Consider the following 21,620-nt stretch of genomic DNA (forward strand, 5'->3'; position numbering starts at 1 on the left):
AGCCGTTTTCCGTGATTGGGGTGGACCGGATCAGACCGCCATCGCAACCATCACGCCGGCAGCCCTTGACAAAATGACCTTTGCAGCTGGGTCCATGGCCCCCAAGATTGGTGCAGCCTGCGATTTCATTCGCGCGGGCGGCAGAATAGCGGGGATCGGTCGCCTGCAAGATGCGCGCGCGATTGTCGAGGGACAGGCAGGAACGCAGGTGCGCGCCGATCAGTTGGGGCTACCCGCCTGAATTTTGCCCCACGCCATTGACCAGCGAGAAAGGACAGCCCATGCCGCGCCTGCCAAACACGCCCACCCCGCAGGTTCTGCCGGGCAGGCTTGCGGATTGGCGGCGCGCGCTGTCGCGCCATTACAAGCGGCTGGGCCATGCGTCACGCCAAAGCCGCTTCATGGTCGATTTGCCCGATAAAGCGCTGCAAATCGTGGCGGACCGCGCCCGCCCGGACATCGTCCTTGGCATCTCGGCAGAGGGGCGGACTGTCGGGGTGCTGGAACTGTTCAAAGGCCGCGATGGGCATGCGGAGATCGGAATCTCCGTTGAAGATACCTTTCAAGGCAAGGGCTATGGCAAGGCTCTTTTTTTGGATGGGTTGGCCGCGGCGAGCAAGCTTGGGGTGCGCACAGCGGATCTTTATTTTGCCAGTGAAAACCATGGTATCCGCAGTCTTGTTCACAGTGCCGGTGGCCAGACCCAGCAATGCGGCGCTGAATGCGAAGCCCATATCGATATTGGGCATTTCACGGACGGCTTGGTAGATACGCATGATCCCGGCATACCCAGACCGACCCGTCTTCATCACTGACTTGACTGCAGAAAGCTACGAAAAAGGGCGCGTTTGCGGTGGATAGAGAGCTCGTTATGCCCCGGCAGATAACGTAGATCAGCAAGCCCGAGGAAGAGCCATGCCATGATGATTTCGGTTTTGTGCTTTGGTCTTGCAGCACCTGTCAGACAGCACAATCAGAGGATCATGTAACATGAACTATCACGCAAGAATGCTGGCAACGGGCGCTTTGAGCGTTGCGACTCTCATGGGCTGCACCAATATGGACGGCACGGCAAACCAGCCTGGCACCGGCGCAGTGATCGGCGGGCTGACCGGGGCTGCGGCAGGACAGATCATCGGCGGTAATACCGGTGCGACGGTGATCGGCGGTGCACTCGGCGCGGCCTTGGGTGGCGTGATTGGCACACAGATGGCCGCACAAGAGCGCGAGCTGCGCCAGTCGCTGGCGGGCACTGGAGCTTCGATCACGAACACCGGCAGCGACTTACGGGTCGTCTTGCCCGAAGCCGTTACGTTCCGCACCGGGTCTTCGGTCGTCGAGTCCGGGTTCCAACCTGCTCTGGCGCAGGTTTCACAAAGCCTGAGCCGTCACCCGAATTCCAGCGTCCGAGTGGTTGGACATACCGATACCGTCGGATCGGCGGCGCTGAATAACCAGCTGAGCCAAGACAGGGCCTTGGCCGTGGCGCGGGTTCTGATCCGCAATGGCACCAACGCAAACCGGATCGTGGTGTCGGGACGCGGGTTCTACGAGCCGATCGCTTCGAACAACACCGTGGAAGGTCGTGCAGAAAACCGCCGGGTCGAAATCGTGATTACACCGACCGGCTAACACGATTTGCGCATGACATCTTTTGAAACGGGCAAGGGCGGCACCTTTGCCCGTTTCATTTTGGCAAAACGTGAATCCAAAAAGAAATCAACCGCAAGCGGCGGCTACGCCCCATTGGTTCCGGGCTTGCGCTTTGGTGAGATGGTGCGGATCGGAGGGCGCGCAGTAGCTCATAATGTACTACGCAACGAGTTCCCTATGCACCCTTGTCCTGCTGGGCATATGCCCATGGCATCAGCGCATCGATGCCCTTGTCGAGATGGCCATTGGCCAGCTTGGTGAAGAGATCACGCAGATAGGCATAGGGTTCGACGCCGTTCATCTTGCATGTGCCGATCAGGCTGGCGAAGCGGGCCCAATTGCGCCCGCCCTCGTCGTGGCCGGCGAAGAGCGCGTTGCGGCGGTTCATGGCCGGGCTGCGGATGGCGTTTTCGACAAGGTTGGAGTCGATGTCGACGCGTCCGTCCTCGAGGAATAGCCTGAAGCCGTCCTGCCGTTTCAGCATGTAGGCCATGGCCTCACCGAGGTCGGATTTGCGCGAGACGCGGGCGGCCTGTGCCTTTAGCCAAGTGAAGAATTCATCGACAAGCGGGTGGGACATTTCCTGCCGGACAGCCCGGCGGCGGTCCGGGTCGAGCCCCCGGATGGCGTCCTCGATCTTGTAAAGCGCCGCGATCCGCAACAGCGCCTCGTCCACGATGGGCGATCCCTTCTTCGGCTTGGCCTTGATCAGCTTGCGCCTGCCGTGCGCCCAGCAGAAAGCCAGCTGCAGCGGATCGCCACCTGTGCGCTTGGATGTGGCCAGATGGGTATAGCCACCATAGGCATCGACCTGGATCGTGCCGTTGAAGCCGTCGAGGATTTCGGCGGCATACGCGCCTTTCCGTCCGGGACGATAATGGAACACCACACCCGGCGGCGCAGTCCCACCCCAACCGCGATCATCGCGCAACACGGCCCACAAATAGCCAGTCTTGGTCTTTCCACGCCCCGGGTCGAGAACCGGGGCGGTGGTTTCATCGACGTAAAGCCGCGTGCTCTCGGCCATCAGGCGCTTGGCCATGTGGTCAACGACAGGTGCGATCAGCGCCCCGGTACGGCCCATCCAGTCGGCCAATACGGATCGGTCGATCGGGACCCCGTGCCGCGCCATGACCATGGCCTGCCTGTTCAGTGGCATGTGCTCGGAATGCTTGGAGACGGCAATCTGTGCCAGCAACGCCTCGGTGGGCCAGCTGCCCTCCAACAGATGCGCAGGCGCCTTGGCTTGCACCACGCCTGTGCGCCCCTTGGGGCAGGCGTATTTCGGGCGGATCGTGACGATCACCTGATAGCGCGCCGGGATGTAATCCAGCCGCTCGCTCCGGTCTTCGCCAATCTTGACCATGTCCCCGCAGCCGCAGGGGCATGCGATACTTTCAGGCTCGACCACCCGTAGGGTGCGCGGCAGGTTTTCCGGCAGTGCCCGTGCCTTGCGGGGTGCGCGTGGTTTGCGCTTGTCGGGGTCTGTCTCGCTGACCGCGATCCTGTCTTCGACAGCGGCGATCTGCGCCTGTGTCTCGGCGATGGCAGTTTCCAGATCTTCCAGCGCCAACTCTAGCTGGGCGGGGTCCAGCTTCTCGGATTTCGGCCCGAACTTGGTGCGCCGGTAGTCCTGAACCTGGCCTTCCAGCTTCTCGATCAGCGCCTTCAGCTCGGTGATGAAGGCCTCCTTTTCGGCTACCACTGCCTGTTCATGCTGCCGTGCCGCGCGTTCAACCCGCGCCTCAAACTGTGCGGCGTCCAGCGCTGCCTTTTGGGCGGCAAAGGCATTCACCACCTCGGGCGGCAGGTCTGGAAACTGGCTAAGATCGAGCGTTTGCGACATGCGCCCTTCTACCAGATCCGGAACAGAAAGCCCAATAAAACAATGCCAAATTCGACCCGCTGAGTCATCCTGCCGCAGTCGGTGCCAGCACCCTTTGCGCCACCACCCGCCGCCAATCCAGACCTTCGAACAAGGCTTCCGCCTGCGCCCGAGACAGCCGCATAACCCCGTCCTGAATCTTCGGCCAGGCGAAGCTGCCCTGTTCCAGGACCTTGTAGATCAGCACCATTCCGGTGCCATCCCACACAAGGATCTTCAACCTGTCCCCGCGTTTTGACCGAAACACCACCGTCACCCCGGAATGCGGATCGAGCTTCAGCTCCGTCTGCACGATCAGCGCCAGAGCGTTGTGCCCACAGCGGAAGTCTACTGGCTTCGTCGCGATCAGGATCGGCAGCCTCTGACCCGCGACGATCATGTCGCCCCGCGCAATGCACGCACCAGCGCCGCCGCGCGCTCCACTGTAACATCACCGGGAATACGCAAGCGCAGGTCGGACCCGACCTCAATCGTCAGCACACCAGAGCCATCCTGCGCGGCCGCGGCCGTGGAAAACACCGGCTGATCCATGGGCTCGGGCAGAATTGACAGCGGCACAAAGGCAGGCTCCGCCGCCTCCGACGCAGGCGATCCGTTCAGCGCATCCATCAGGTCACCCGGCAAAGCCAACCGACCCTGTCGGGCATGGCGACGCCAATCTGACAGGTGATGTGGGAGCAAATCGTATTTGCGTGCCACATCCACAACCCGCGCCCCAGGCTGATAACTCTCCGCGACAATCTTCGCTTTCACTTCCGATGGCCATCGGCGATTGCGCCGTCGCGGTTCAACAATTTCACACCGACCCATAAATCCGTCGCCACCATCCGCCATGCGAAACCTCCATCTGCGCGCAGACCTTCTCGCAGGCATGCCACGCGTCAGGAACAGGACAAATCAATGGGGCGTGGCCGTCGCTTACAATCAACCAAATGCAAACCTGCATCAGTCGCTGCTCGAACCCGATGGTGCATTGTACTCAAGACGGCACGTTACCCTGCCGTTGAATGATTGTTTCAAGTATCGACGAAGCCGCGTGAACCACTTTTTGGGTCTTACCCGGATTTGGTGACGGGGTTTCGTCATGTTTGAACAGAACAAGAAAGGTTCCATTGTCATGGACAACAAAGCTCCTGCATCAAATACCGCCGAAAAGATGAAAACTGTCAAATCGGCTTGGGATGCGGCCCCCGCAGGCCCCAAGAAGGACGCGGCGCTGAAGCATTACCAGGCTGCCGAAAAAGCACAGACTGCCAAGAATGACAGCGACTGCAACCGCGAACTCGACGCGGCCAAGAAAGCGCTCGTCTAAGGCGCGCACGCGTTTTGACCACGCTCCCCGGCATATCTGCCGGGGAGCGATCATCGCAGCAAGGGGCCGTCCTGATCCAGGTAATCGGTATCAAAGTCCGCAAGCCTGACAAGGCCGGCAAAATCATCGAACGTGACGCGGCCTTTCTGGAAAGTAACAAGTCCCTGTTCGCGCATTTGGCGCAACACGCGGTTCACATGAACCGCGCTCAGCCCCAAAACATCGGCCAGATGATATTGGGTCAACGGACAGTCGAATCCGGTTTTGTTACCAATGCCGACAAGCTTCAGGCGCGCACCCAGTTCCAGCAGGAAATGCGCCATGCGTTCTTCTGCAGAGCGGCGGCCAAGGTTGACAAGATGCTCGACCACCATCGCTTCGTCCCGAGAGGCGGCCCAAAGAACTGCAGTTGCTAGTCTTGGCGCTTCTGCAAAGCTGTCGAAAATGTCTGTCGCCAGAACTTCCGAAGCCTCGATCCGCGTGACAGCTTCCGTGCTGTGATCGGCGGTGCGGAACAGGATACTGCGCAGCCCCAGAAAATCGCCCGGAAGCTGAAAGTCCACGATCTGTCGCTCGCCATCTGGCAGCACTTTGAACGAGCAAGCCCATCCTTCGGCGAGGATGAAGGCGGAGTGATTTTTTTGACCTTCATGGATCAATTCGTGATTGGCCTGAAATATGCGCCTGCGGCGATGGTATCGTTCCAGGGTCTGAAGATCGGTTTCGGACAATGCAACGAAAGCAGACAGTTTGAGCGTCAATGGACTTTGCATTATGGACATCTCGGGTTTTACCCTCGTTTGGCAGTGTCTTCCATTACCCTGCGAATATCCCGAAAACTTATTGAACAAGCTGCTTTAGATCAGTCCATCTTAGCACGATATCCCTACGATCACGAGGCGCCACCGCGCAAAGAGGAAGCGCTCCGTTCGACATACCCTACCAGAAAGCAAAGCAGATCATGCCCGTACCCCAAGACATTGCCGGAACAGCTGCCTTGTCCATTTGCGAGTCGCTCCTGCTCGCGTTGAATGATCGTAACATCCTGCCGGAAAAGGAAATCGTCGGCATTCTGAAAGACGCTGCCGCTGCCCATGAATTTGTGCCTGAGTCGGAGAATTCGGAAACTCATGCGGCGGTGGCCGCGTTGATCAACGCAATATTAGCCGGAGGAAATTCGGTCCGGCGTCGCTAGGGACGTTGATGTGCCGATCTACGAAAGCGCGCTTTTCAGGGTTTTTCGCCCCGCCACACGAGGGTGTCGCAGCGGGGCCTCCTGCCAGGTTCAAAGATTAGCCTTTGCGGGCGCCTGCCTTGCCCTTGCCAGACGTCTTGTGGAACATCGCGTCAGTCTGGCTTTCCTTACCGGCAGATTCCCGTGTTTTATAGTCGCTGGGGTTCTTGACACTTTTCGGAGTGCCGCTGGCCTTTTTCTTCTTATCTTTTTCCATGTCTTGCGCCTTTCACTGAAATGACCTTGTTCCGGCATCAGCTGCGATGGAACAGGCCTTTGAACTTGCCGAATGCTTTCTGGAATATGCCTTCGGCCTTACGGACCTTGCCCTCGGCTCTTAGTTGCGGGTCATCGGTCAGTTTTCCGACGGCCTCCTTGGCAGAGCCTTGAACCTGTTTCGCGCTAACTTCGATGCGGTCTTTGTGAACCGCCCCGGGTTTACCGGAGGTTTTTTTGTTCAAAATTTACGCGACTTTTTCAAGGTTGTTCATGCTTGCATAGAATTGCTCCTCTACTTCTTGGGGCGGTTTGTGGCCAATTGCGCTGTGCAACCTTTCGGTATTGTACCAGCTCACCCATTGCAGGGTTTCCCACTCGACCTGGCTCATTGATTTCCACGGGCCAAGAAAGTTGATCACCTCAGTCTTGAACAGGCCAATTGTGCTTTCGGCGAGAGCATTGTCATAGCTGTCACCGACGCTTCCAACCGAGGTATCGATGCCCGCGTCCGCCAACCTTTCGGTATACCGGATGGATAAATATTGGCTGCCCCGATCCGAGTGGTGGATAAGGCCATCGCTTTCCGCAGGACATCTTTGGCAGACCGCCTGGTTCAATGCATCGAGGACGAAGCTTGTTGTCATAGAGGTGGACACTCGCCAACCTACGATTTTGCGGGCGAAGACATCGATGATAAAAGCAACATAGACCATGCCCCGCCAAGTCGATACGTAGGTAAAGTCGGACACCCAGAGCTGATTGGGGAATGCCGCTTTGAACTGCCGGTTGACCTTGTCATCTGGGCACGGCTGGGCGGGGTCAGGGATCGTCGTCTTCTTCTTGCCGCGGGTAACCCCATGTAATCCTGAGATTTGCATCAAGCGCTCGACTGTGCAGCGGGCGATGTCTTGCTTGTCGCGGCGAAGCTGATGCCAAACCTTGCGTGCCCCGTAACGCCCTCTGCTTTTCTTGTGGACCTGCTTTATCTTAACCAAATCGTGGGCATACTGCTTGGCCCGGTTGCAGGCCAAGTCAGGATTGCGGGCAATCGCGGCACGCGCATAGAAGGTAGATGGGGCAATCTGCAGTACACGGCAGATCGGCTCGACCCCGAACACCTCTCGGTGATCTGCGATGAAAGCGGTCATTTGCGAAATGGGCGGTCGAGCTCCGCCTGGGCAAAATATGCCGACGCCTTCTTCAAAATCTCATTTGCTTGGCGCAGTTCGCGGTTCTCTCGTTCGAGTTCCTTGATGCGTGCCTTCTCTTCGCTGCTGGGACCAGAGCGCTCACCAGCATCCCGGGCCGCCTGCACGTGCCACGCTCGTAAAGTGTCTGGCGAACAGCCAAGCTTTGGCGCAATCACACAATATGCCGCGTTATCGCTGCTGTAATCAGGCCGCTGATCGCGGAAAAGCCGAACCGCACGTTCGCGGAATTCGGCGGTGTATCTCGGGGTTTGCTTCTTCTTGTCCATGGGGGCCATCTTCTGAGAGTTTTACCCTCCGGTAAACCCGGGGCGGTTCAGGTGGGCAGATACGGCCACACTCAAGTCACCACCGTTTGCTGATGAGAGATCCTCAGCCATGTTTCGTTATCTTTTAGATAAGTCGAGGCGCAGAGTGCTTTGTAAATTGGCACGTCGGGCTTCTCGGCAGAGACACGGTAGGTGAGAATGGCAATGTCGCGACACCGCACGATGCGCCGTTCAGCCATTTTGACAGACCGCCAGCCGGTTCGCTGTTGAAGATGGGTCCAGATCTGGTCGCCCTGAAGGATGCCGGGAGGGTAGGGGAACACCATGACGGCGTTGGTCGCCGTCGTCGCCCGCGCGTTGTCTGCGCCGCTGGTCCAGAACTGTTCCTCCATGTCCCACAGAGCACCCTGTTCACGCGGGGACAGCGATCCGAGCTTATGCGCCGCATGGGCCAATGTCTTCGAAATCTCAGATGAAGTGTTCATTCGTCTGACCCTCCTGCGCCGATCAAGAATACCTGAAGCAGCAAAAAGGCAATTCCGAGTGCCACCCATATCGCTTTGCTCGTGCTCATGCGGTCGCCAGTGACCGTGTCGGCAGATCGTTTTAGGCTGCCCGACACCCGACTTTCCGGCAACAATTGGCTCAGATCGCGTGCGACCATTAGGTGATCGCCAGCCAATGTCGGCACGTCCCAAAATCTAGCAAGCTGTTTTCCCAGCCGCGTTTGCGCCGCCAAGCGCCCCAGCGTGACCAATTCAGCGGTTTCTTTCCATGGATCGAGGCCGAGGCGCGCGAGCGCGGAAAGGACCGTCACGGCATATCCCCGCCGGTCCTTGCCAACCGAAGCGTAGAGAAACCGCTCAAATTCGGGCGGGTGCGGGTTGAGCACATTCTGTGCGTTCATAGCCAATCCTTTCTTTGGTTGCAGGTGCGCGGATCGCCCCTGTTTCCCATAGGCTACGCGCAGAACGGCCCTCGTGCGCTTACACAGGTCAGTGCTGGCGACTGGCCCGGGGTATTTTCAACCGGCGCGGCTCTCGGAACTAACTTGTGTCAGCGCGCATCGTATAGGTCTTGGCTATAAGAACAAATATCCTGCGGCTGTTCAGTGCCCGAGACCTTGAACCGAAAACAGTGATGGACGACCGACATGCCAACGTCGCGGAGGCCAGAAATGACCATGCGGACTACCAAAACGACGGTGACGTTTGCGCACCCGTTTACCTTGGCGGGATACCAAGGCGAACTGCCTGCGGGAGAATATGAAGTCCTTGTCGAAGAAGAACTACTCCAAGGGCTGAGCTTCGAGGCTTATCGACGGACAGCGACCTACCTGATGGTCCACGGCAGCGGGGGGCATGCAGGACGCACCGAATTGCGCGCGACGTCCGACAACGAGTTGAAAGAGGCTTTGGGCCGGGACGCGGCTCTGAAACATACCAAAATTCACAACGAAGCGGAGGTTTCGCCACAAAAGGATCTGCCCTGAAACACCGCGCATGGCTGAAGCCCAGCATTTTCGGTGCGTTCATCGGCTATTTTTTGATTGGCGTGACTAGCTTTAACTAGGGCCGTTGCCTGCGAGCGGCACAGCGGTTCGTCGAACTCACGTTTTCGCACGCTGCAGATATAGTCACTTTGTAACAGATAATCATGCGAATGAATTTACCCGCGCCGTCGTTCTCGTTTGAGACACGCGCGCGCCCAAAGTAAAGGAGCCGAAAGTGACCGACAGGCAACCAGTGCTGCCCGGACGTAGTTCGGGACAGGATTCCTCCTCCGCAAACCTGCCAGCGCAGGGCTGTGGGGTTCAGGTGCGCGAAAGAAATGGCATCTGGGAGGTGCGGGTCGATGACCAATTTCGCGGCGACTACCTCCAGAAAGAACATGCACTCGCCGCTGCGGCCTTGCACAAGTTGTCGCACCGATGACCGGTAGCATCGATTTGGCGGTCGCACAGGACTTTTCGATCCAGTTTGCCCAAAGCGACGGCATACTATCGAGATCGAATTTCCGGGTCTGCCCACCGCCGGCCGCATGCGCTCAACGGCTGACCGAAGCACGAACACCTGGGTGTGTAAAAGCACGCGTGGCAATCGTTGGCCTCTGGCAAGGAGATTGGACGCGATGAGTCTGAATGAAATACCGGGTGGTGTTGCAATAGCGAATTGCAGTTCTCCGATTGGAAGTGCGTCCTTGGACGATGATACAAAAGTGTCCTCTCGTGGGGCGTCTGACATGCGCGTGAGCGTCGGGTGTCGTCTGCGCTATAGCTTCCCGCAACCAACGCCCATGATCGCGATGCTGCACGTGCACCTTTCGCGCTTCGAAAGTCTTGAACGCGCAGATGATCTCGTTGCATCGCCAAGCGTGCCGCTCGAAAGCTACCGGGACGGCTTCGGCAATCGGTGCACGCGCCTTGTCGCGCCGGAGGGCGACTTTACACTGTCGATAGATGGCATCTTCCGCGATACGGGCCTGCCCGACCCCGTCATTTCTGGCGCAAAACAGCACGCCGTTCAGGATCTGCCGTTCGAGACCATCGTATTTCTGCAAGGAAGCCGCTACTGCGACACCGATCTTCTTTCCGAGGAAGCGTGGCGGCTTTTCGAAAACACCGATCCCGGGTGGGCACGCGTTCAGGCAATCTGCGATTTCGTGCACCAACATGTCCGCTTTGACTACATGCGGGCGAAGGCAACACGCACGGCATCGCAGACGTTGGCAGAGCGCGACGGTGTCTGCCGCGACTTTGCCCATCTCGCAATTGCGTTGTGCCGCTGCATGAACATTCCCGCGCGCTACTGCACCGGATATCTAAGCGACATTGGTGAACCTCTCCCGCACCCTCCCGGTGATTTTGCCGCGTGGATGGAGGTATTCCTTTCTGGGGAATGGCACATGTTCGATCCCCGGAACAATAAACCGAAGTTTGCGAGAATTCTGATCGCGCGCGGCCGCGATGCCGCCGATGTCCCTTTGACCCAGACATTCGGCCGGAACACTTTGACGGAATTCACGGTCTGGACGGATGAATTGACCTGACTGTTTTCGGCTTCTTTGGCGAAGCGCCATGTAAAGCGGGGCGACAGTCCCCATATAAGTAATTCCGATGCCAAGTATCCCGGTCCGTCATGGAAGAGGAGTTGGCGCCGGCCAATCAAGGGATCGATGACATGTCTTTCAATGACCTGACGAAGCGGGCAGCGGCCGCAATGACGCCAAAGCCTGTGGAGACCTCGAAAGCCACTGCACAGAAGATCGAGGCTGAACCCGCTGGCAAGGACGCGCCAACGAAACCCAAGACATCTTGAGCTTTGCACAGGCTAAGCGCTCCTTTCTTGAAAGGGGCGCAGGCGAACCGCTGTATTACCGGAGAGGATCACGCCAGTGGAAGAACTGACAAGCAAGACAGTCGCGGTTTTTTCCCGGCCGTTCACCGTTCCGGGTTTTGCCGAAACACTCCCCGCGGGTGAGTATGAGATTGAAACGGAGTTGGTGTCACCCCCTGACAGCCAAGATCCCGAAACCTGGAAAGCCTCTGTCTTGGTGAGGCTTCATTCGCGGATTGCGCATCCGGGCCTTGCGCGGACCCTGACCGTTTCGCTTGCCGACCTTGACCATGCTCGGGCGAGGGACAAACTGACAGGCCGGGCGTTGTCTGACTTCTACCTTGAGGAAATGCTGGCTGATCCGATGGTCCGCCTCGTGATGAAGGCAGACGGCGTCTCTGAGGCGCATCTGCGACATCTCTACTCGGGGCGAGAGATAGCTGGTCCCGATCTGAATGTGCCTGCGGCGAGTGCGCCCACGCAAAAGGCACGGGACGATGCCTCAATCAGGGCTGCAGAAAACGAAGGGATGCCTACGCGGCCGGGATCGCAGATTCCTGTGCACCTGCACCACGCAGTGGGACAAACTTAATGGCGCACAAGTCAATCGGTGACAGTGCAATGCCAGAGATTGCGTCCGCGCGGGCCCACGGCGACGTTCCGCGCGAACGCCAATGCCTGCGATGCGAAACCTTGTTCTGGAGCGAGGGTTTCGGAGAGCGGATTTGTCGGCGCTGCAAAGGCTTGAACGCTTGGCGTAATGCGGCACCTGTCAGTTCGGGTGCATCGCACCGCAACTGATCAGCATCGACACGCGTGCTGCATTCCTCAAACCACACTGGACCCCGTTTTGGCCCGCCTCGACATCCTCCACACCACAACCTACCGGTACCGTCAGGCGGTTAAACTTGGACCGCACCGGCTGATGCTGCGTCCCCGCGAAACGCGAGAGTTGCGGCTGTTCTCACACGAACTGTCCATCTCGCCGCCAGCGACCGTAACCTGGGCGCATGATGTGGCCGGCAACGCGATCGCTACCGCCGTCTTTGACGCTCCGACAGATCATTTGGTGATCGATAGCCGCGCCATGGTAGAACTGAGTGCGCCAGCCTGGCCAGTCTTTCCCATCGCGGCTTCGGCCGCACAATTTCCCTTCATCTATTCTGCCGACGAATGGACGGACCTCGGTGCGCTGACGGTTCCTCAATACCACGATGCCGATGGCCGCTTTGCCAACTGGATCGACGGTTTTGTGATGGCGCGCCCGACCGACACGCTGTCGCTTCTGAAAGACATCAGCAATGGCGTGTTCATGCAGATTTCTTATCAGAGCCGTGACGCAGAAGGCACCCAGTCGCCGATCGAGACACTCGACCGGGGATGGGGCTCGTGCCGTGATTTCGCGGTCCTGCTCGCAGAATCTGCCCGCCGTCTTGGCCTGGGCGCTCGTATTGTCTCGGGCTATCTGTCCGATCCCGAAACAAGCCTCATCGGGTCGGCAGGCGCCGGATCTACACATGCCTGGGTCGAGATATTTATCCCCGGCGCTGGCTGGATTGCCTTCGATCCAACCAACCGAAGCGTCGGATCGCAGAACTTGATACCAGTTGCCGTCGGTCGGGGCATTCACCAAATTTCTCCAATAGCGGGAAAGATATCGGGAGGCCCAAATGTCTTTTGTGATCTTTCGGTTGGAGTTTCGGTTCGAATGTCAGTGCCTTTTGGTGACGCAATCTAAAAAGCGTGGATTGGTCTTACAATGTCCATAATGCTAAGGTACCTTTGCAAGCAAAAAACCTTTACACTGCAGTCTGAAAAGTCAGCGTCCGAAGCGCAGGACTAATTTCGTCACCGTAGGCAACTTAAGTTTGGTTTACCTTCGAGGTATATGCTCGCGGTGGAGTTTCGACGCTTCAAATACGAACTCTAGGCCCGCAACTTCCTTTTTCTGGATCACCCCAGCCCTTTGCTGATCGGCGGCGAAGTACTCGGGGATCATGCTCTTGCCATTGTTGAATGGACCGGCAAGCGGCGAACCGCGTGGACGTAGGGGTGGCGACCGCTCCAGCAGCAGCTGCATCGCGTCATGCGTCGGCGCAGCAGTGGGATAACCGGGGAAATCGAATGCCCCGTTTTCGGCCCCGATGGCCGAAGCTCTGACCGGTGCCAGCCGCGCCGCCATCCAGCGCAACCTCGCCTGGATGGAAGCGCGTGGTCTGATCTGTGAGGTGACCGGGCAAGGACGCTATCGGATGTGACGGACCACGAACTGAAGACTGCTCCAGACTTCGCTTATCACGTTGGTGGCAAAGGCACCAAAGCCCTCACGCAGCAGAGTATCCTGAGAAGCCCTATTCACTTAATGCATTTGTTGCACTTATTTCATATATGGTGGTAGTGAACAGAAAACGAGAGGAGACCACCATGAACATGTTGGCACACCGGCATCTCCCACCGACCCCGCAGGACGCAGCGATCGCGCGCGTCTCGGGACAGGCGCTGTCGCGCTTTGCCCGGGCACGCGCGCCGTTGAAGCTTCGCGTGACGGACTCCGAGCAGATGGAGCCGATAGAGCTTCCTGCGGGCGCTGTGTCACTGCTCATTGAAATCCTCGAGGCGATGGCAGCGGGGCGCGGGGTCACCATCATCCCCGAGAATGCAGAGCTCTCGACAGTGCAGGCAGCTGAGGTCCTGAACGTCTCGCGGCCGTTCCTGATCAAGCTGCTCGAGGATGGCAGTATCCCGCATCGGAAGGTCGGCAAGCATCGCCGCGTCCGCATGGAAGACGTCATGTCGTACAAGGCAGCCATCGACAACGAGCGCGAAGCCGTCCTTGATCAACTGGCCGCCGACGCACAGGACCAGGACATGGGCTATGGCTCGAAATGAGCCAGTATACGGTGCTGTTCGACGCGAATGTCCTCTACCCCGCGCCAATTCGGGACGCGCTTATGCAATTGGCTGTCACGGATCTTTTCAAGGCGAAGTGGACGGCTGACATCCATCGGGAATGGATCGACGCCCTTCAACGTAATGAACCTCATCGGGAGCGGGCGGCGCTGGAGCGAACTCGCGACTTGATGGACAGGGCGACACGCGACGGCCTGGTCACCGGTTACGCGGCATTGGTGCCGACCCTACACTGCCGGACCCCGACGATCGACATGTTCTGGTGGCCGCAATCGTTGGGCGCTGTGACGCCATCGTAACCCAGAACCTGAGGGACTTCCCACCAGAGACACTTGCGCCCTTTGGCATCGAGACCCAGCATCCCGACGACTTCTTCCGGAACCAACTATCTCTCGCGCCGGGCTTGGTCTGTTCAGCGCTGCGGAAAGTTCGGGCGCGCCTCAAGAATCCGCCAAAAAGCGTCGACGAGTATCTCGCGATCCTGACGCAGCAAGGGCTGGTCGCCACGGTTGCCGATTTGGAGCAGTTCGCCGATCTGCTTTGATCGCTGCCGATTGGCCGCCAATCCGTCAGCGCCGGAGGTCGTGGCGGGTGTGATTTGGCAAGCCGCCAACGAGTCCGGCGACCGCCTGCGTTTCCGTGCGGGGCCCGATGCCAAAGCGCTGCTGGACGAGCGCAAGGCCAAGAGCAAAGCAGATTTCTTCGGCGGTCTGAAGGGAATGATGGATGGTTAAAGGTGCCACTTGCGGCAGCTCGACGTTTCACGCCGAAGCGACGCGCGCTAAGCGGGCAGATCCCCATCTGCGAACAGGTTCGGGAAAAGTCGTTCGCGGTAGTCGAGAGGAAACGCCAGCCGTACAGGCGTCTTCGGTGAGGCAGATGACAGATAGCCCGCCGCACTCAGCTTGCTCAACGTGTTGCGCGCTGTGCGCTCGGATGTCTTGAGCACGATCTGCGCTTCGCCGCGTTCCAGCGTGCCATAGCGAAGGACTGCCGAGATGAGGTCGGGCGCACGCTTGTCGTCGATCGTGTCTTTGACCAAGCGCCGGTAGCGCTTTTCCAAACCGCCAAGGTCGAAGAGCTTGGCTGAGAACGTGATCTGATCCAGCGTTACCTTCAGGAACCATTCGCAATAGGTCTTCAGCGCGGCCTCGGATAGATTGCCCCGCCCGTCGCGATCTCCACGGCGTGGGGAATCGGCCATGTCCATCATGCGCTTGTATTCGCCCCGATCCGCCAATCCGCGCGCCAGACCGCGCGAGATAGACCAAAGCCCCTGACCTCCGATACCCGCCTCGAGCGCCATCGCATGTGACATCAGGCGGCTGACCCGCCCGTTCCCGTCGGGAAACGGGTGGATGAAGTTGAGCCGGTGGTGCGCCGAGGCGATAGCGATGATCCGCCCGCTCGCCGAGCGGGCCGCGACCTGAAACCGCTTGTCGAAGTGATCAATGAAGGCCGCGACCCGACCCGAAGACGGGGGCAGATGGCGACCGACGGCAACTTCGCTGTCACCCTCCTGCCGCATACGACCCGGAATGATTGGCTCGCTTGTTCCATCCGGGTGTTCGATCCGCCGGAACTCGTCGGGCATCTCGTCGTAGAAGGCCTTGTGCGCCCAGGTGAGGAAGGCGGCGGACGTTGGTCGTGGCAAGGTGCCGTCTTGGTGCAGCTTGTCGATCGACCGCTGGACGATGACATGGGCGCGGGCTTCCAGCGCAAGAGGTCGTGTCTCAGCCTCAAGCTCGGCTCCGGCGAGGGCGCGTTCGATGTCACGCGGGCGCGTGTTGTGCCCCTCGATCAAGTTCGAGTAGTAGCAGTTCATCACCCTGACCAGGTCAGCCAGTTCGGCCGCACTGTCCGGGTGCAGGCCCTGTCCCAGCCCTGCCGCCTCGCGCTGGATTTCGACCGACAGGTCCGCCAGGCTGGCAGGTATGTGCTCCTCGAAGAAGCAAGGTTCGATCCTGCCGGGTGTCTCTATCATTTCTTGCCGATCGTGATTATCCAGAATTTTGAGCATTTGTTACCACTTTACGCCATGAAGTCCAAGCTTTTGCCGATGTGCGTTGCCGATCATGGATGCCGATGTCCTATGTCCAGGTGTGACGCATTCGCAGCGTCATCAAAGGAGCATTCCACCGTCATCGTGTGATCTCGCCTGCCAACACAGCTCTTCCATGAACCGCGAGCGTCGCGGTGAACCTTGGACAGCCGAACTGCCGGATGACATCTAGGACCCGCGCGTCGTAGGCAGCTTGTCCGATGATGCGACACAGGTCCGACGCGTGAAACTGGCGGTTCGAACTCGGAGCAGCCCTGATCTGATCGTGCAGCTCGCGCTCCCGTGGATCCGCTGCCTGTCTTGGCGTGGGCGCTTCCGTCTGTCGGCTTTCCGAACCGGGTGAGGTTCGCCATCGGCGCATGAACCCGAGTAGGTAGCCGGCGGGAACCCTGTCGTTCCCGCGCGCCCGGTTAAAGGGGTCTGATGCCGGAGAGTGCAGAATCCTACGCTAAGGCCGTTTGGTCATCTTTTGGGCCACCTGTATTCGCCGGTGAGAAGGATGTGCGCCCACCCGAGGGGTGAGATATGCGCCAGAAGGTTTGCTGAGCAGTCCAAACCATCACTGTGGCGACTATCGACAGCGTGACCGAGATGTTTGGTGTTCCAGTAAATGATGATGGCAGCGAGGAGGTTCAGCCCGGCCATTCGGAAGTGCTGGCCTTGGGCTGTTCGATCACGGATTTCACCTTGGCGCCCAATGCGCAGGGCGTTTTTCAGCGCATGATGCGCTTCGCCCTTATTCAGGCCGATTTGGGCACGGCGTTGCATATCGGCATCCAGCAGCCAATCGATGATAAAGAGCGTCCGTTCGATCCGGCCGATTTCGCGCAATGCGACCGCTAGTTCATGCTGTCGGGGATAGGATGCAAACTTCCGCAAGAGTTGGCTTGGGGCCATTGCGCCCGCCACCATCGTGGCCGCGCTGCGCAGTATATCTGGCCAGTTTGAGCTGATGACGGGTTCCCTGACCTTGCCGCCGATCAGGCCCTTCAGTTCTTTTGGGCAGGATGCCGGATCGAAGAGGTAAAGGCGCTTGGAAGGCAGATCCCGGATGCGGGGGATGAACTGAAAGCCCAGAAGGGCGGTGACGGCGAAGACGTGGTCGGTGAAGCCGCCCGTGTCGGCATACTGTTCGCGTATTTTCTGGCCTGCGTCTGTCATCAACAGGCCGTCCAGGATGTAAGGGGGCCTCGTTCACCGTGGCCGGGATGGTCTGGGTGGCGAAGGGGCCGAACTGGTCGGAGACATGGGTGTAGGCTTTCAAACCGGGTTCATGGCCGTATTTGGCGTTGATCAGGTTCATCGCTTCGCCCTGGCGCGTGGTGGGGAAGAATTGCCCATCACTGGACGCGCTGGTGCCACCGCCCCAAAACCGGGCCATTGGCAAGGCGGATTGGCCTTCGATCACTATTGCCAAGGCGCGCGCCATCGCCTCGCTTTCGACATGCCACCGCGACAAGCGCGACAGTTGGAAATAGTCGTGGGTGTTTGTGGCCCCGGCCATTTTGCTGAGGCCAAGGTTAAGTCCTTCAGCCAGAAGCACGTTCAACATGCCGACCCTGTCTTTGCATGGGACGCCCGTGCGCAGATGGGTGAAGGCCTCGGTAAAGCCGATCGCGTCATCCACTTCGAGCAGCAGGTCGGTGATCCTGATCTCTGGCAGGCGTTTGTAAAGATCGAGCACCATGGCATCGGCCTCTTCAGGGACAGCGGCAGTCAAGCGGTCGATCTTGAGCACGCCGTCTTCGATGGAGCCTCCCGGAATGGCACCGGCCCTGGCGGCGCGGGCCAGTAGCTGCAAGCTGTCAGCCAAACGAGATTTACGATCTGCCAGCCAGATTTCCGGTTCGAATGGCATGGCCAGTTTTGGCGTGGCCCTGGCGACTTCGGCGGGAACCAGCGCGTCTTTGAGATCGCCATACCGGCGGGAATGTGCGAGCCAGATGTCGCCGGCACGGAACGCGTCGCGCAGGTGGCACAGGACCGCCACCTCCCAAAGCCGGTTCCCATCGTCGTGATTCAAGTGTCGATGCCATTTCGAAGCCCGGCGCAGAAAGGTCAGTGGCCGGGTAGTCGTCGTTTCCGTACCCGCGATGATGCTGGCAGCTGCCAACAACGGTTCGGCCACCGGGGCTGCCTGAATATCGAGCGCCCGGAGCATGCGCGGCGCGTAGCGTCGGAAACGATGATACCCATGAACAACATGTGCCAGTGGATCAGCCGCCAATGTGTCGGTCAGTTGGGCGGCGGTGGAAACAAGCCCCCTCAGCGATGCCCAGCCTCCGGCGTTTTGGACGGCCTCCATCAGGGAGGCCTGATCTTCATGTGCTTCCAGCAGAGCTGATCCAAAATTTGAGAAGCCCTGCAAGGTGTCTTTCAAAGCAGCCTTGGCGTCATCTGCCCGAGCATCGCATGCACGCTTTGCTTCCCGCCACGTCTTTCCGACAATACGATCGTGGGTCTCAACCACTGCGTCTGCTATGGCGCTGCGCCATTCCAAAGCGCAGACCGCGAGGATGGCAAGGCGACGATCACCTGAAATATCCCGCAGATCACCGGCGAAATACCGTTCCCCTTGCCGTCGGAGGCGCGCGATACGGTGGGCTGGCACACCGACAAGAATAGATCTTTCCACGGGTATGCTCTGCAAGAATTCCAGCCGGTCAAGTAGGCGGTTCATGTCGGCTGAGTTCTGACCCACCTCAAACTGGCGGAGCCAGACGAAGCGGGTGACGGAGCTGTCTGCGGTTTCCGTCAGCAGGGCATCAAGTCGGCTGCGTGTCTTATCATCCAGCCGGTCAGCAATTCGCGCATCGATCCGTCGCTCGGCAGCAACAAGTGCGTCCGCGCAAAGCCGTTCGATAACCGTGATCCCAGGTAGGATGGTCTGGGTCGCCCGGCATTGCTCTACGAACCGCCGCGCCAAATCCTCGTTCGACCGGGCGGTTTCGGCTTCGTTCTCAATCCAGACCTTCAGGTCGCGCGACCCTCGGCCAGTGAACATCTTGTAGTCATAAAGATCCCGCAGGGCAGCCAGGTGTTCGTGGCGCGTTTCTTCCCGGCTTGCATATCCCGCCAGATCGTCCGCTTTCAGCCCAAGTTGCGCCGCCAGAAAACGCGTGACTTCCAGTGGAATGACCTCACCCGGAGTTAGCAAGCGACCGGGGTAGCGCAACGCACAAAGCTGGAGAGCAAAGCCGAAACGATTGTGTGGGCGGCGACGGGCGCGGATGATTTCCAAGTCGTCGTCCGCCAAAGTGTAATGACGCAGCATCACGGTTCGATCAGTCGGAAGGTCAAAAAGTGCTGAGCGCTGCCGCTCGGTCAGGACGGTACGATGCGCCATGTATCTTTTGCTTTCTTATAATGGTTTGTTTATTGATGATTAAGATACTGAATAAGGAATTGTTTTGATGGCTGAAAGCATGCTTCTTTTCAGAACACCTCAAACGAACGTTTGTGAAACATGCTGATCGGCTATGCCCGCGTCTCAAAAGCCGACGGTAGCCAGTCCCTAGACCTGCAGCGGGATGCCTTGATCACAGCGAGCGTGGAAGAAGAACAGATTTACTCAGATCTGGCGTCGGGCAAGAAGGATGACCGATCCGGTCTGGAGGACTGCCTCAAGGCATTGCGTGAGGGGGATGTGCTGGTCGTGTGGAAGCTCGACCGCTTGGGGCGCAGCCTCCACCACCTTGTTAAAACCGTCAGCATGCTGTCCGAGCGTGGCGTCGGCCTCAAGGTTCTAACCGGGCAAGGGGCGCAGATTGACACAACAACTGCGGCAGGACGGCTTTCATTCGGCATCTTTGCCGCTCTCGCCGAATTTGAAAGCGAGTTGATACGCGAACGCACAATGGCCGGGTTACAAGCCGCCCGCGCCCGCGGCCGGAAAGGTGGAAGGAAATTTGCTCTGACAAAAGCGCAGGTGCGAATGGCGCAGGCCGCTATGGCCAGCCGCGACACATCGGTTTCAGAACTTTGTAAGGAATTGGGGGTCAAACCGGTCACACTCTACCGATATGTCGACCCGAACGGCAATCTGCGCGATTACGGGAAACGGGTTCTCACCGCTTAGCGTAGGATTCTGCACTCTCCGGCATCAGACCCCTATCCTATGCACCCGGTCGCCGCGCGTAGGGTGGTTCACCCCTGCTGCGGTGGGGGCAGAAGGTCCAGGTCACCGGCATCAGCCATGGCGCGGATCGCGGCGGCAACCCGGCTTTGGGCGGCGTCAAGCGCTTCGGCAGAGGGTTTGGGCAGGGCACTCGCATCCTCGCGCATTGTCTCTGCAAGGCGCTTGCTGATGTTATCCAACAGAAAATCCATCGTGGGGCGGCTGCCGACGTCATTTGCAGACAGGATCAGGCGCAGATCGTCCTCTGACAGGCTGCGCAGCACCGACGCCACGTCGCGCGCGCCCACCCGCTGCGGAATATCCTGAAAGGTAAAGATTGACCGGCGCACCCCGCTTGCAAAGTCGCGGTTGGCCTGTTCCATTTCCGATAAAAGCTGGTCCCGCAGCGCGGAAGGAGAGGAATTCAGAATATTCCCGATCCGCTGCGCCGAAGGGCTGCTGAAGGCCCGAGCGGGGATGTCGCGCAACTGGTCCGCCAGCGATTGCCCGATCCGCGCCACCGCACCCGGAGAGATGCTGTCCGTGCGCGCCACCGCAAGGGCAAGGGTTTGGGCGGTGTGACGGGGCAGGGCGGCAAGCAGGCGCGCGGCTTTTTCAGTGCTGAGTTTGGACAAAACAACAGCGCCCACCACCGTGCTTTCGTTTTGCAAAATTGCGCACAGAGCGGGCAGTTCCGCCAATTCGACCACCGACCATGGGTCATCCCCCCCGCCGCCGCGCGCAACGGCGCGCAGCCTTGTGCTGACCTTGCTGTCAAGTTTGCCATCCAGCAGCGTCAGCGCGTCTTCTATACTTTCTGGAAATGACATGCCGACCTGTTCCAGCATCTCGACGAATTCTTCGACCACCGCGCACATGGTGGGCCGATCGATCAACCGCAGAGAGGCGAGGGCCTGTGTCATCGCAGCTTGGTCTTGTTCCGGCAGGCGCGATAGCGGCAGATCCACCCCTTCGGCCAACAGAACGCGCATGACAATGGCCGCTTTCTGTGCCCCGCTGAGATGGTCAGTGCGCGCGCGTGGGGCAGGGGGCGCAGCCCTTCCCGCCGCCTGCCTTTGTGGGGCGAGATTAGCCGAGGGAACGGCAATACTTGATCCGGACATAAGCAGCCTGCTGAAATGACACTTGCTTCACATTCGCCGGAACAGTTGAATTTTCCGTTGATGCCGCAAAAAAACGCCCCTGTGAGAGGGGCGTTCAAATCAGCTTGTGGTCGGTGTGATGCAACTTCCGCTGTCGCTGTCATAAACCTGACCTTCGGCGCAGGCATTGGCCGTCACGTCCTTGTGCCAGCCGCAACCGCCGGCAAGTGCCATCCCGGGAAGCGCGCCGAGAATGAATGCTGCGAGAGTCATTTTCAGTTTCATGCGTCACCTTTCATCTTGGGTATTTGAA

General features: G+C 59.0%; 27 protein-coding genes, 1 pseudogene and 1 other annotated feature. Of the genes and pseudogenes, 14 read left to right on the forward strand and 14 right to left on the reverse strand.

What is annotated here, in order from left to right; genetic code table 11:
* Nucleotides 1–94 precede the first annotated feature (94 nt).
* The 3 genes from AWT76_RS16945 (at nt 95) to AWT76_RS08175 (ending at nt 1,632) form a co-directional block, all read left to right on the forward strand.
* Complete coding sequence (locus tag AWT76_RS16945; RefSeq protein WP_176699367.1) at nt 95–241, forward strand: hypothetical protein; 147 nt, start codon at nt 95–97, stop codon at nt 239–241.
* Nucleotides 242–401: 160 nt separating this feature from the next.
* A complete protein-coding gene (locus AWT76_RS16950) occupies nt 402–815 on the forward strand; it encodes a GNAT family N-acetyltransferase (protein ID WP_176699368.1) in 414 nt (137 codons plus the stop codon).
* A gap of 175 nt (nt 816–990) precedes the next feature.
* Entirely contained in the window at nt 991–1,632 is a 642-nt protein-coding gene (locus AWT76_RS08175; protein WP_072245919.1) for a YiaD family glycine zipper/OmpA-like lipoprotein, read from the forward strand.
* 196 nt (nt 1,633–1,828) lie between these two features.
* On the opposite strand, the gene tnpC is transcribed toward AWT76_RS08175, so the two are convergent.
* The 3 genes from tnpC to tnpA form a co-directional block, all read right to left on the reverse strand.
* Complete coding sequence (tnpC, locus tag AWT76_RS08180; RefSeq protein ID WP_072245920.1) at nt 1,829–3,499, reverse strand: IS66 family transposase; 1,671 nt, start codon at nt 3,497–3,499, stop codon at nt 1,829–1,831.
* Nucleotides 3,500–3,563: 64 nt separating this feature from the next.
* On the reverse strand, nt 3,564–3,917 hold the full coding sequence (tnpB, locus tag AWT76_RS08185; protein WP_072245921.1) for an IS66 family insertion sequence element accessory protein TnpB: 354 nt from the start codon (nt 3,915–3,917) through the stop codon (nt 3,564–3,566).
* Nucleotides 3,914–4,411, reverse strand: a complete 498-nt coding sequence (gene tnpA / locus AWT76_RS08190; protein ID WP_342667162.1) for an IS66-like element accessory protein TnpA — start codon at nt 4,409–4,411, stop codon at nt 3,914–3,916. Before tnpA ends, tnpB begins: the two co-directional genes overlap by 4 nt.
* A gap of 211 nt (nt 4,412–4,622) precedes the next feature.
* On the opposite strand from tnpA, the gene AWT76_RS08195 reads away from it, so the two are divergent.
* Nucleotides 4,623–4,850: a hypothetical protein gene (locus AWT76_RS08195; RefSeq protein WP_245638794.1), complete on the forward strand. Its 228-nt coding sequence runs from the start codon at nt 4,623–4,625 to the stop codon at nt 4,848–4,850.
* Nucleotides 4,851–4,900: 50 nt separating this feature from the next.
* Here AWT76_RS08195 and AWT76_RS08200 read toward each other — a convergent pair whose 3' ends face one another.
* A complete protein-coding gene (locus AWT76_RS08200; protein ID WP_072245922.1) occupies nt 4,901–5,632 on the reverse strand; it encodes a Crp/Fnr family transcriptional regulator in 732 nt (243 codons plus the stop codon).
* A gap of 179 nt (nt 5,633–5,811) precedes the next feature.
* On the opposite strand from AWT76_RS08200, the gene AWT76_RS08205 reads away from it, so the two are divergent.
* Complete coding sequence (locus AWT76_RS08205) at nt 5,812–6,045, forward strand: hypothetical protein (RefSeq protein ID WP_072245923.1); 234 nt, start codon at nt 5,812–5,814, stop codon at nt 6,043–6,045.
* A gap of 97 nt (nt 6,046–6,142) precedes the next feature.
* Here the strand turns inward: AWT76_RS08205 and AWT76_RS16955 are convergent, their stop codons facing one another.
* The 5 genes from AWT76_RS16955 to AWT76_RS08230 all read right to left on the reverse strand — a co-directional run bounded on the left by AWT76_RS16955 (nt 6,143) and on the right by AWT76_RS08230 (nt 8,687).
* The gene (locus tag AWT76_RS16955; RefSeq protein WP_176699369.1) at nt 6,143–6,301 is read right to left on the reverse strand and encodes a hypothetical protein; all 159 of its coding nucleotides are present in this window, start codon (nt 6,299–6,301) and stop codon (nt 6,143–6,145) included.
* Nucleotides 6,302–6,338: 37 nt separating this feature from the next.
* The gene (locus AWT76_RS08210; RefSeq protein WP_072245924.1) at nt 6,339–6,545 is read right to left on the reverse strand and encodes a CsbD family protein; all 207 of its coding nucleotides are present in this window, start codon (nt 6,543–6,545) and stop codon (nt 6,339–6,341) included.
* 3 nt (nt 6,546–6,548) lie between these two features.
* A protein-coding gene (locus AWT76_RS08215) for an IS3 family transposase (RefSeq protein ID WP_141655913.1) occupies nt 6,549–7,780 on the reverse strand; the annotation gives its coding sequence in 2 pieces (ribosomal slippage) (nt 6,549–7,486 and nt 7,486–7,780; 1,233 coding nt in all).
* Nucleotides 7,377–7,493, reverse strand: a sequence feature (AL1L pseudoknot). (Overlaps the previous gene by 117 nt.)
* Nucleotides 7,781–7,851: 71 nt before the next feature.
* A complete protein-coding gene (locus AWT76_RS08225; protein ID WP_245638796.1) occupies nt 7,852–8,265 on the reverse strand; it encodes a hypothetical protein in 414 nt (137 codons plus the stop codon).
* Nucleotides 8,262–8,687 carry a hypothetical protein gene (locus AWT76_RS08230; protein WP_072245926.1) on the reverse strand — a complete coding sequence of 142 codons (426 nt, stop codon included), beginning with the start codon at nt 8,685–8,687 and terminating at the stop codon, nt 8,262–8,264. Before AWT76_RS08230 ends, AWT76_RS08225 begins: the two co-directional genes overlap by 4 nt.
* 270 nt (nt 8,688–8,957) lie before the next feature.
* On the opposite strand from AWT76_RS08230, the gene AWT76_RS08235 reads away from it, so the two are divergent.
* The 4 genes from AWT76_RS08235 to AWT76_RS08260 all read left to right on the forward strand — a co-directional run bounded on the left by AWT76_RS08235 (nt 8,958) and on the right by AWT76_RS08260 (nt 12,853).
* On the forward strand, nt 8,958–9,272 hold the full coding sequence (locus AWT76_RS08235) for a hypothetical protein (RefSeq protein WP_072245927.1): 315 nt from the start codon (nt 8,958–8,960) through the stop codon (nt 9,270–9,272).
* An 803-nt stretch (nt 9,273–10,075) separates the two neighbouring features.
* On the forward strand, nt 10,076–10,828 hold the full coding sequence (locus AWT76_RS08245) for a transglutaminase-like domain-containing protein (RefSeq protein ID WP_218055474.1): 753 nt from the start codon (nt 10,076–10,078) through the stop codon (nt 10,826–10,828).
* 345 nt (nt 10,829–11,173) lie between these two features.
* Nucleotides 11,174–11,707, forward strand: a complete 534-nt coding sequence (locus AWT76_RS08255) for a hypothetical protein (protein ID WP_072245931.1) — start codon at nt 11,174–11,176, stop codon at nt 11,705–11,707.
* 258 nt (nt 11,708–11,965) lie between these two features.
* Nucleotides 11,966–12,853 carry a transglutaminase family protein gene (locus tag AWT76_RS08260; protein WP_072247590.1) on the forward strand — a complete coding sequence of 296 codons (888 nt, stop codon included), beginning with the start codon at nt 11,966–11,968 and terminating at the stop codon, nt 12,851–12,853.
* A 135-nt stretch (nt 12,854–12,988) separates the two neighbouring features.
* On the opposite strand, the gene AWT76_RS16710 is transcribed toward AWT76_RS08260, so the two are convergent.
* Complete coding sequence (locus AWT76_RS16710; RefSeq protein WP_176699370.1) at nt 12,989–13,297, reverse strand: TniB family NTP-binding protein; 309 nt, start codon at nt 13,295–13,297, stop codon at nt 12,989–12,991.
* Nucleotides 13,298–13,539: 242 nt separating this feature from the next.
* Between AWT76_RS16710 and AWT76_RS08265 the strand changes: the two genes are divergently transcribed.
* The 4 genes from AWT76_RS08265 to AWT76_RS16960 are packed head-to-tail and all read left to right on the forward strand — an operon-like array spanning nt 13,540 to nt 14,759.
* Entirely contained in the window at nt 13,540–14,004 is a 465-nt protein-coding gene (locus AWT76_RS08265) for a helix-turn-helix domain-containing protein (RefSeq protein WP_072245932.1), read from the forward strand.
* Entirely contained in the window at nt 14,001–14,324 is a 324-nt protein-coding gene (locus tag AWT76_RS17125) for a PIN domain-containing protein (protein WP_245638797.1), read from the forward strand. Before AWT76_RS08265 ends, AWT76_RS17125 begins: the two co-directional genes overlap by 4 nt.
* Nucleotides 14,288–14,569, forward strand: a complete 282-nt coding sequence (locus AWT76_RS17130) for a VapC50 family PIN domain-containing toxin (RefSeq protein ID WP_245638798.1) — start codon at nt 14,288–14,290, stop codon at nt 14,567–14,569. The genes AWT76_RS17125 and AWT76_RS17130 overlap by 37 nt, the downstream gene beginning before the upstream one ends.
* A 10-nt stretch (nt 14,570–14,579) precedes the next feature.
* Entirely contained in the window at nt 14,580–14,759 is a 180-nt protein-coding gene (locus AWT76_RS16960; protein ID WP_072245933.1) for a hypothetical protein, read from the forward strand.
* Between the two features lie 47 nt (nt 14,760–14,806).
* Here the strand turns inward: AWT76_RS16960 and AWT76_RS08280 are convergent, their stop codons facing one another.
* Both AWT76_RS08280 and AWT76_RS08290 read right to left on the reverse strand, forming a co-directional pair.
* Complete coding sequence (locus AWT76_RS08280; RefSeq protein WP_072247591.1) at nt 14,807–16,009, reverse strand: Fic family protein; 1,203 nt, start codon at nt 16,007–16,009, stop codon at nt 14,807–14,809.
* A 540-nt stretch (nt 16,010–16,549) separates the two neighbouring features.
* Nucleotides 16,550–19,433 (reverse strand): annotated as a pseudogene (locus AWT76_RS08290) (Tn3 family transposase).
* A 120-nt stretch (nt 19,434–19,553) separates the two neighbouring features.
* Here AWT76_RS08290 and AWT76_RS08295 point away from each other — a divergent pair.
* Nucleotides 19,554–20,165 carry a recombinase family protein gene (locus tag AWT76_RS08295; RefSeq protein WP_072245917.1) on the forward strand — a complete coding sequence of 204 codons (612 nt, stop codon included), beginning with the start codon at nt 19,554–19,556 and terminating at the stop codon, nt 20,163–20,165.
* A gap of 68 nt (nt 20,166–20,233) precedes the next feature.
* On the opposite strand, the gene AWT76_RS08300 is transcribed toward AWT76_RS08295, so the two are convergent.
* The gene (locus AWT76_RS08300) at nt 20,234–21,328 is read right to left on the reverse strand and encodes a FliG C-terminal domain-containing protein (protein WP_072245934.1); all 1,095 of its coding nucleotides are present in this window, start codon (nt 21,326–21,328) and stop codon (nt 20,234–20,236) included.
* Between the two features lie 99 nt (nt 21,329–21,427).
* Entirely contained in the window at nt 21,428–21,592 is a 165-nt protein-coding gene (locus tag AWT76_RS16965; RefSeq protein ID WP_176699325.1) for a hypothetical protein, read from the reverse strand.
* Nucleotides 21,593–21,620 lie beyond the last annotated feature (28 nt).

Origin of the sequence: Roseibaca calidilacus, from assembly GCF_001517585.1 — a bacterium.
Lineage (GTDB): Bacteria > Pseudomonadota > Alphaproteobacteria > Rhodobacterales > Rhodobacteraceae > Roseinatronobacter > Roseinatronobacter calidilacus.

What these genes read in the sequence shown, in the direction of transcription:
- tnpB (WP_072245921.1), bottom strand. Translation starts at nt 3,917, where the DNA reads ATGATCGTCGCGGGTCAGAGGCTGCCGATCCTGATCGCGACGAAGCCA.
- AWT76_RS08235 (WP_072245927.1), top strand. Translation starts at nt 8,958, where the DNA reads ATGACCATGCGGACTACCAAAACGACGGTGACGTTTGCGCACCCGTTT.
- AWT76_RS16950 (WP_176699368.1), top strand. Translation starts at nt 402, where the DNA reads ATGGTCGATTTGCCCGATAAAGCGCTGCAAATCGTGGCGGACCGCGCC.
- AWT76_RS17125 (WP_245638797.1), top strand. Translation starts at nt 14,001, where the DNA reads ATGAGCCAGTATACGGTGCTGTTCGACGCGAATGTCCTCTACCCCGCG.
- AWT76_RS08265 (WP_072245932.1), top strand. Translation starts at nt 13,540, where the DNA reads ATGAACATGTTGGCACACCGGCATCTCCCACCGACCCCGCAGGACGCA.
- AWT76_RS08295 (WP_072245917.1), top strand. Translation starts at nt 19,554, where the DNA reads ATGCTGATCGGCTATGCCCGCGTCTCAAAAGCCGACGGTAGCCAGTCC.
- AWT76_RS08230 (WP_072245926.1), bottom strand. Translation starts at nt 8,687, where the DNA reads ATGAACGCACAGAATGTGCTCAACCCGCACCCGCCCGAATTTGAGCGG.
- AWT76_RS08200 (WP_072245922.1), bottom strand. Translation starts at nt 5,632, where the DNA reads ATGTCCATAATGCAAAGTCCATTGACGCTCAAACTGTCTGCTTTCGTT.
- AWT76_RS08225 (WP_245638796.1), bottom strand. Translation starts at nt 8,265, where the DNA reads ATGAACACTTCATCTGAGATTTCGAAGACATTGGCCCATGCGGCGCAT.
- tnpC (WP_072245920.1), bottom strand. Translation starts at nt 3,499, where the DNA reads ATGTCGCAAACGCTCGATCTTAGCCAGTTTCCAGACCTGCCGCCCGAG.
- AWT76_RS08195 (WP_245638794.1), top strand. Translation starts at nt 4,623, where the DNA reads ATGTTTGAACAGAACAAGAAAGGTTCCATTGTCATGGACAACAAAGCT.
- AWT76_RS08245 (WP_218055474.1), top strand. Translation starts at nt 10,076, where the DNA reads ATGATCGCGATGCTGCACGTGCACCTTTCGCGCTTCGAAAGTCTTGAA.
- AWT76_RS16710 (WP_176699370.1), bottom strand. Translation starts at nt 13,297, where the DNA reads ATGGCGGCGCGGCTGGCACCGGTCAGAGCTTCGGCCATCGGGGCCGAA.
- tnpA (WP_342667162.1), bottom strand. Translation starts at nt 4,411, where the DNA reads ATGCCTGCGAGAAGGTCTGCGCGCAGATGGAGGTTTCGCATGGCGGAT.
- AWT76_RS08205 (WP_072245923.1), top strand. Translation starts at nt 5,812, where the DNA reads ATGCCCGTACCCCAAGACATTGCCGGAACAGCTGCCTTGTCCATTTGC.
- AWT76_RS16955 (WP_176699369.1), bottom strand. Translation starts at nt 6,301, where the DNA reads ATGGAAAAAGATAAGAAGAAAAAGGCCAGCGGCACTCCGAAAAGTGTC.
- AWT76_RS08280 (WP_072247591.1), bottom strand. Translation starts at nt 16,009, where the DNA reads ATGATAGAGACACCCGGCAGGATCGAACCTTGCTTCTTCGAGGAGCAC.
- AWT76_RS08175 (WP_072245919.1), top strand. Translation starts at nt 991, where the DNA reads ATGAACTATCACGCAAGAATGCTGGCAACGGGCGCTTTGAGCGTTGCG.
- AWT76_RS16945 (WP_176699367.1), top strand. Translation starts at nt 95, where the DNA reads ATGGCCCCCAAGATTGGTGCAGCCTGCGATTTCATTCGCGCGGGCGGC.
- AWT76_RS16965 (WP_176699325.1), bottom strand. Translation starts at nt 21,592, where the DNA reads ATGAAACTGAAAATGACTCTCGCAGCATTCATTCTCGGCGCGCTTCCC.
- AWT76_RS08300 (WP_072245934.1), bottom strand. Translation starts at nt 21,328, where the DNA reads ATGTCCGGATCAAGTATTGCCGTTCCCTCGGCTAATCTCGCCCCACAA.